The 8,173-nt window shown below is 56.2% G+C and carries 7 protein-coding genes; all 7 read left to right on the forward strand.

All coding sequences use genetic code 11. The features are described from left to right. Positions 1 to 882 (forward strand): BMP family protein (locus B2T33_RS16745; protein WP_286792676.1); only part of this gene is annotated, 882 nt, incomplete at its 5' end. A gap of 131 nt (positions 883 to 1,013) precedes the next feature. Continuing rightward, positions 1,014 to 2,630, forward strand: a complete 1,617-nt coding sequence (locus B2T33_RS16750) for an ABC transporter ATP-binding protein (RefSeq protein ID WP_197146633.1) — start codon at positions 1,014 to 1,016, stop codon at positions 2,628 to 2,630. Further along, the gene (locus B2T33_RS16755; RefSeq protein WP_197146632.1) at positions 2,627 to 3,697 is read left to right on the forward strand and encodes an ABC transporter permease; all 1,071 of its coding nucleotides are present in this window, start codon (positions 2,627 to 2,629) and stop codon (positions 3,695 to 3,697) included. The genes B2T33_RS16750 and B2T33_RS16755 overlap by 4 nt, the downstream gene beginning before the upstream one ends. An 11-nt stretch (positions 3,698 to 3,708) precedes the next feature. Further along, positions 3,709 to 4,650, forward strand: coding sequence for an ABC transporter permease (locus B2T33_RS16760; protein ID WP_062955907.1), 942 nt, complete (start codon positions 3,709 to 3,711; stop codon positions 4,648 to 4,650). Positions 4,651 to 4,698: 48 nt separating this feature from the next. Further along, positions 4,699 to 5,988 carry an amidohydrolase family protein gene (locus B2T33_RS16765; protein ID WP_197146631.1) on the forward strand — a complete coding sequence of 430 codons (1,290 nt, stop codon included), beginning with the start codon at positions 4,699 to 4,701 and terminating at the stop codon, positions 5,986 to 5,988. A 78-nt stretch (positions 5,989 to 6,066) separates the two neighbouring features. Further along, a complete protein-coding gene (locus B2T33_RS16770; RefSeq protein WP_008889862.1) occupies positions 6,067 to 6,672 on the forward strand; it encodes a flavin reductase family protein in 606 nt (201 codons plus the stop codon). A gap of 166 nt (positions 6,673 to 6,838) precedes the next feature. Then, entirely contained in the window at positions 6,839 to 8,140 is a 1,302-nt protein-coding gene (locus tag B2T33_RS16775; protein WP_286792677.1) for an esterase-like activity of phytase family protein, read from the forward strand. Positions 8,141 to 8,173 lie beyond the last annotated feature (33 nt).

Below are 8,173 nucleotides of genomic sequence, written 5' to 3' on the forward strand. Positions count from 1 at the left end.
ATCTACACCGTTCCGGTCGAACAGCAGTGGGTATCGCGCATTCACAAGGCGCTTAATGCCGCCGAAGCACGTGGCGATATTTCCTATGAGTTTTCCGAAAACGTCGCCAACACCGACTATGAGCGCGTCATGCGCGAATATGCCGAAAACGGTTCAGACCTGATCGTTGGTGAAGTGTTCGGTGTCGAACGTGCTGCGCGCAAGGTTGCGGCCGACTATCCGGAAACCGCGTTCCTGATGGGGTCAAGCTTTGCCCCGGACGGGGAAAACTTCTCGGTCTTTGATAACTTCATCCACGAGCCGAGCTACCTTGTCGGCATGGCGGCTGGTAAGGCGACCGAAACCAACAAGATCGGCATGGTTGGCGGTTTTGCCATCCCGGAAGTGAACCGTCTGATGCATGCCTTCATGGCAGGTGCCAAATCGGTCAATCCGGATGTCGAATTCATGGTGACCTTCATCAACAGCTGGTATGACCCGCCCAAGGCCAAAGAAGCAGCCTTTGCCATGATTGATAGCGGTGCGGACATCATGTATGCCGAACGCTTTGGCGTTTCCGATGCCGCCAAGGAACGCGGCATTCTGGCCGTTGGCAACGTGATCGACACCGCGGCTGATTATCCGGGCACCATTCTGGGTTCGGCCCTGTGGCACATGGAAGCCACCATTGACCATGCCATCGAGGCGGTCAAAGCCGGTGAATTCAAGGCCGAAGATTACGGCAAGTTCAGCTACATGGAATATGGCGGCGGTTCTGTCGTTCTCGATCCGGCACTGCTGCCGGACGGCACGGTTGAAGAAGTCGAAGTCAAACAGGCTGAAATCCTTGATGGGTCCTTCACGGTTGACGTAAACGACGAAGAACCGAAATCATCAATGTAAGATTTCGCTGAAATCACTGGGCAGTTCGGTTAAACAATCGAACTGCCCTTTGTCATTTACGACATCATACCCACCACAAAGCCGCCCACTGCCCCACAGCGTGACGCATAAAAACAAAACGGATTACCCGAATGTCATCTGCTGCGCACACATCATCCGAAACGTCGCAAGACCTGCTGCTGTCGCTGGCAGGTGTCACCAAAAGATTTGGCCCACTCGTTGCCAATAACGCCATCGACCTGACCGTTCACAAGGGCGAAATCGTTGCCCTTCTTGGTGAAAACGGTGCGGGTAAAACCACCTTGATGAATATTCTGTTCGGTCACTATGTCGCAGACGAAGGCACCGTTACGGTCGCTGGTCGCGATGGTAACCTTGAACAGCTTGAACCGGGCGCCCCGCAGGCTGCCCTTGATGCCGGGATCGGCATGGTTCACCAGCATTTCACATTGGCCGAAAACCTGACCGGGCTTGATAACATTGTCCTTGGGACCGAACCTATTTTCAGGCTCCGTCGTGATCGCAGCAGCGCACGCGCAAAGCTTGGTGAACTGATGGCCGGATCGGGGCTTAATGTCGATCTTGATCAGCCAGTGCACAAATTGACCGTCGGTGAAAAGCAGCGCGTTGAAATCCTCAAGGCGCTTTATCGCAATGCGCGGCTTTTGGTTCTTGATGAACCCACCGCCGTTCTGACACCGCAAGAAGCCGACAGCCTGTTTGCCATCCTGCGCAAACTTGCCGCAACCGGCCTTGCGGTGATCATCATCGCCCACAAGCTGGCCGAAGTTCTTGCTGTTTCGCACCGGATTGCGGTCCTGCGCGGCGGTGCCAAGGTTGGCGAAATGAAAACCAGCGATGCGAACCATAAATCCATCGCCGAACTGATGGTCGGTCGCGAAGTTCCCGCCAGCCGCCGTACACCGCGCGCGCCCGGAAAGCCCGTCATCACACTTGTCGATGTGACCATTGATCGCGGTGATTCCCGCCGGTCCCTGCATGGGGTGAATGTCACCGCCCGGGAAGGCGAAATTCTTGGCATTGCCGGGGTATCGGGCAATGGGCAGGCGGCGCTGGCGCAACTTATCGCCGGGCTTGATAAACCCGATCGCGGCACAGTCGAAATATTTGGCGAAAAAGTCACCAAATTCGACGCCCACACCTTCGCGCAGAACGGCATCGCACGCATTCCGGAAGACCGCCATCATGACGGCATGGTCGGATCAATGACGGTGGCTGAAAACATCGCAATCGAGGATGTCCGAAGCGCGGAATACCAGAAACTCGGTTTCCTTGATTTCGAGGCCATCCGCAAACGTGCGGAACATGCGATTGCCGATTATGATGTGCGCTGCCCGGGCCCGGATGCCCCGGCGCGCCTGTTGTCCGGCGGCAATATCCAGAAACTGATCCTGGCGCGTGTTCTGGAAAAGTCGCCCAAGCTGATCCTTGCCAATCAGCCGTCACGCGGCCTTGACGTCGGCGCGCAATCCGAAGTCCATCGTCGATTGCTGGAAGCCCGCCAGGGCGGGGCCGCAGTGATCCTGATTTCCGAAGACCTTGATGAACTTCTGACCATTTCCGACCAAATCGCGGTGATCCATGCCGGGCATATTACACCCGCCATGCCAACCGATAGCATTGATCGGTCCGAACTTGGCCTGATGATGGCCGGACAAAAAGCCGCCTCGCATGCCCCCGATGCCCCTCCTGCCACGACGACCACCAATCCGGGAGAAACGGCATGATCCGCTTTGAACCCCGCAGCAATCCCGGCCCGTTTCTGGTTTATGGCGTCCCGGTTCTGGCCGCGACGATTGCCATTCTTCTGGCCGCCATTCCGCTTGCCCTTGCCGGTGCGCCGATCATTGAGGCCTATGGCCTTATGATCAGCGGTGCCTTTGGCTCCGTGTTCTCGACCTCGGAAATGCTGACCCGCGCAACGCCCCTGATCCTGACTGGGCTTGCGGCCGCCATCGCATTCCGGGCCAAGCTTTGGAATATCGGTGCTGAAGGCCAGCTCTACATGGGGGCCATGGCCGCCGTTGCCGTTGGTTCGGGTGTGATTGATGGGCCAAGCTGGGTGATGATCCCGGTTGTGATCATCGCAGGCATGATTGCAGGTGCGCTGATGCTGATTGGCCCGACGCTTTTGAAAACCCGCCTTGGCGTCGATGAAGTGGTCACCACCCTGCTTTTGAATTTCATCGTGTTGCTGTTCGTCCAGATGATGCTCGAAGGGGCGCTTAAAGACCCGATGTCGATGGGCTGGCCGCAGTCTGAACCGATCATTGATAGTGCAGCATTCCCGGCCCTTCTGGAACGCATGCGGGTACATATCGGGCTTCTCATCGCACTTGTTTCGGCCATTGCGCTGGCGATTTTCGTCAAACGCACGGTATGGGGCTTTGAAATTCGTGCAGTGGGGGAAAATGCCGCAGCTGCCAAATTTTCCGGCATTTCGGTGACCAAAACCATGATCCTTGTTGCCGCCCTGTCGGGTGGTTTGGCCGGTCTTGCCGGGGTATCGGAAGTGGCTGGCACGCGTGGTTACCTCGCAACTGACCTGTCGCCCGGATATGGCTATGCCGGAATTGTGGTCGCTATGCTTGCCCGTCTGTCACCCATCGGCGTAATTGCATCGGCGTTGTTTGTTGCATCGGTCTTTGTCGGTGCAGATTCCATGAGCCGTGCAATTGGCGTTTCAAGCTATCTCGCCGATCTGATCGTTGCCATGGCGTTGCTGTGCGTTTTGATCGGCGGGTTCTTGACCCGGTTTAGGGTTCACTTTGATCGCAAATCGGCGCAGGGCTAAGGGGAAAGACCATGGAAATCATTGATATTCTTCTTGCCGCCAGCTTCTGGGAAGCCGCCATTCGCATTGCGACCCCGCTGATCTTTGGCGTGTTGGGCGCATTGATTTGCGAACGCGCCGGTGTGCTTAACCTTGGGATCGAGGGCATCTTTACCGCCGGTGCCATGGCGGGCTGGATGGCTGTATGGCTAGGTGCCGGTCTTTGGGGCGGTGTATTGGTTGCAGCCCTTGCGGGTGGCTTCTTTGGCCTGATCCATGCGATCCTGACTGTGCCGCTGGGGCTCAGCCAGCATGTGTCAGGCATCGGGGTGACGTTGCTTGCGACCAGCCTGTCCTATTTCACCTATCGCACGGCATTGCCCGATGTTTCGTCCCCGCCGCGCATCGAACCGTTCCGTCCGCTTGATATCCCGTTTCTTTCAGACCTACCCTTCATCGGTCAGGCACTGTTTTCGCAAACGGCGATGACGATGCTGGCCCTTGTGCTGGTGTTCGTCACTGGCTGGGTTTTGTATCGCACGCCACTTGGTCTTGCGATCCGGGCGGTTGGCGACAACCCGTCCTCGGTAGAGGCACAGGGGCTTTCGGTTTATGGCCTTCGCATTGGTGCGGTCGTTGTCGGATCATCACTGATGGCATTGGGCGGGGCTTTCCTGACCATGTCGGCCTTTGATGCGTTCTTCTTTGGCATGATCAATGGCCGTGGCTGGGTCTGTATCGCGCTGACCGTGTTTGCCAGCTGGCGACCGGGCAAGGCATTGATCGGGGCTTTGCTGTTTGGGGCATTTGACGCGTTTCAGGTACGCCTGCAGACCGAGGTCGGCGCATTCCTGCCATCGCAGGTATTCCTGATGATGCCCTATATCCTGTCGATCATTGCGCTTATTGTTGTCGCCCGCAAAGCCGATTACCCCAAGGCGCTTCTTGTGCCATGGTTCAAGGGCCAGCGTTAAGCACAGCACCACAACTATGACTGCCACCACCAGACCAAGGATGACATCATGCAACCCGATCTGATCCTGAAAAACGCCAATATCGCCAATGGCCCAACCGGTGTGGATATCGCGTGTCAGAACGGCAAAATCATCGAGATTGCCGAACATATCGATGTGCCCTCGGTTGAGGTGCTTGATTGTGGTGACATGCTGGTCAGCCCGCCCTTTGTCGACAGCCATTTCCACATGGACGCGACCCTGTCACTCGGTCTGCCGCGCATGAATGAGTCGGGCACGTTGCTTGAAGGCATCGCACTGTGGGGGGAGCTTAAACCGCTTCTGACCCCCGAAGCGGTGATTGAGCGCGCGCTTAAATATTGCGATCTGGCGGTCTCCAAAGGACTGCTTGCCATCCGCACCCATGTCGATGTTTGCGATGACCGGTTGCTGGCGGTTGATGCGTTGCTGGAAGTCAAGAAACAGGTCGCACCCTATATCGATCTGCAACTGGTGGCCTTCCCGCAGGATGGTTATTTGCGCAGCCCGACCGCCAAGGAAAACACCATCCGTGCGCTGGACAAGGGTGTCGATGTTGTGGGCGGCATTCCGCATTTCGAACGCACCATGGCCGATGGTGCACAAAGCATCAAAGAACTTTGCGAAATGGCGGCGGACCGCGGGCTTATGGTCGATATGCATTGCGATGAATCTGATGATCCGCTATCGCGTCATATCGAAATGCTGACCTATGAAACCCAGCGTTTGGGGCTTCAGGGCCGGGTGACCGGCTCACACCTGACATCCATGCACTCGATGGATAATTACTATGTCTCCAAGCTGATCGCCCTGATGGCCGAGGCAGAGGTTTCCGCCATTGCCAATCCGCTGATCAACATCACCCTTCAGGGCCGTCATGACACCTATCCGAAGCGGCGCGGCATGACCCGTGTGCCGGAATTGCGCAAGGCCGGGCTCACGGTGGCCTTCGGTCATGATTGCGTCATGGATCCCTGGTATTCGATGGGTTCTGGCGACATGCTTGAAGTCGCATCCATGGGGCTGCATGTCGCCCAGATGACGTCACGCGATGATATCCGCGCCTGCTTTGATGCGGTCACGACAGAACCCGCCAAGATCATGGGACTTGAAGGGTATGGGATTGAAGTTGGCAACAATGCCGATTTCGTCATCCTGCAGGCCCGCGACACCATCGAGGCCATCCGCATGCGCGCCAACCGCCTGTTCGTTATCCGCCGGGGCAAGATCATCGCCGAAACGCCAATGGCGCAGACACGCCTGCATCTGTCCGACCGCCCGGATCATGTACGCGAACACGAATACGCGCCGGGACAATGAAATATGACGCATGATCAAGTGATCTGATTGCTTTTTGCAGTCGGATAAAAGACACCGCCAACCAGAACGGACGTCCCGATGTTTTACGAGCCCGGAAAAACCGCCCACAATCTTCCACATGACCCGTTCAAGGCCTGTGTGGCGCCGCGTCCGATTGGCTGGGTATCGACACTCGACAAGGAAGGCCGGGCCAACCTTGCGCCTTATTCCTTTTTCAATGCGGTGCATGGCAATCCGCCGATGGTAATGTTTTCGTCGGGCGGGTCGGTCGACAGTTTGCGCAATGCGCGCGATACCGGCGAGTTTGTTGTTGGCGTTGCGCCGAAGGCGATGCTGAAAGAACTTAATTTTTCCTCGGCCCCGCTGCCGCCGGGCGAAGATGAGTTTGAATATGCCGGGCTGGAAAAGCTGCCGGCAAAATGCGTCAAACCGCATCTGATCAAGGGTGTGCCGATCCATATGGAATGTGAAGTGTTCCAGATTGTCGACCTGCCAAGCGCCAATCCGGAACGCCCGTGTGCGATGGTGATTGGAACCGTCGTTGGCCTGCATATCGATGATGACATCATTCGCGATGGCATGGTTGATATCACACTGTTTGAGCCGCTCGCGCGGCTTGGCTATCAGGAATATGCCAGCGTTTCGGAAACCTTCACGGTCCGCCGCGAGGATTTCTGGAAGTAGTACATCCCAAACCTGGCCAAGCGTCTGATTTGTTTCATCAAAGCGACGCTCAAGTGCAAACAAACTGTCACACAGAACCCTTAATGTGAACAGGAACACAGTTCGCCCGAACATTGCGGGCTTGAGCCTAAGTGTTTTTGTGAAATTTTTCGGGGAATTCCCAGTGATGAAACGGACGTTTGCAGCCGGTCTTTTCGGTGTTACCGCCATGCTGATGGCGGGTTCTGCCATGGCAGGCGAAGCCAAGGTTTTTGAAACCAAAAGTGCGATCAACAACCTTTCAACCGTCATGGTTGACGGAGGCAAGGCACGCCCGCTTACCGTCGGCTTTGGTTCTGGCGCATACCGCCGCCCGGGCGATCCGGCCAACATGTTCTATGCCGTTTCTGACCGTGGCCCGAACTTTGTCTGTGGCGATGTTGAAGCCGTCCTTGGTGTTTCTGCCGATCAGGTCTGCAAGGGGCAGAAAGTCCGTGTTTATCCGACCCCGGATTACTCGCCATCGATCTACACCATCTTCCTGAATGATGATGGCAGCTTTGACGTCAAGGACGTCATTACGCTTAAGGATCAGAATGGTGTGCCTTTGACCGGCCTGACCAACAAGCTCACCGTCGCCAAAACCGAAAAGCCGGTCGATGCCAATGGCAATCCGCTTGAACAGTCGGTGTCCTCGATCGATGCCGAGGGCATTATTCGTCTATCTGACGGGTCCTACTGGATTGGTGAAGAAAACGGCCCGTCGATCCTGCATGCGTCGGCGGACGGCACCGTTATCGAACGTATCGTTCCGGCCGGTTCGGAAAAGGATTTCGAAGGTTCGGCTTATAAAGTCACCGGTGGCCTTCCGGCCATTCTGGTCAAACGCCAGACCAACCGCGGCATTGAATCCATGGCCGTATCACCAGACGAAACCAAGCTTTACTTCATGGTTCAGAACCCGCTGGCCAACCCGAATGCCGATGCCTACAAGGCGGCCAAGAACACCCGTTTGTTCGTTTATGATCGCGCAGCGTCCAAACTGAGCGGCGAATATATATATCAGCTGGATGACCCGCAGAGCTTCCGCAACGATCCGTCCAAGAAACAGAACGCACCGCGCATTTCCGAAGTTCTTGCCCTTGGCAATGACCGTCTTCTGGTGCTTGAACGTACTGACAAGACCACGAAGCTGCATGAAGTCGAACTTAAAGGGGCGACCAACATCCTTGCCACCCGTTGGGATGACATGTCGACCAGTCCGACTTTGGAACAGCAAAACGACCTTGGCAGCATCAATCTTACCCCGGTTTCAAAGACGCTTCGTTTTGACAGCGCGGACTACCCGGAAGCACCGAACAAGCTTGAAGGCCTTGCCATCATGGGCGACGGTGCACTCGCGATGATCAACGACAATGACTTTGGCATCAAGGGCGATCCGACCAAGGTTATCCTGATCGACGGTCTGGTTCAGGCTGACAAATTCTGATCTGTCGTCTTACTTCTCGACAATCACAGGCGG

The sequence above is a fragment of the Thalassospira sp. UBA4513 genome (genome assembly GCF_002388495.1).
GTDB lineage: Bacteria > Pseudomonadota > Alphaproteobacteria > Rhodospirillales > Thalassospiraceae > Thalassospira > Thalassospira tepidiphila.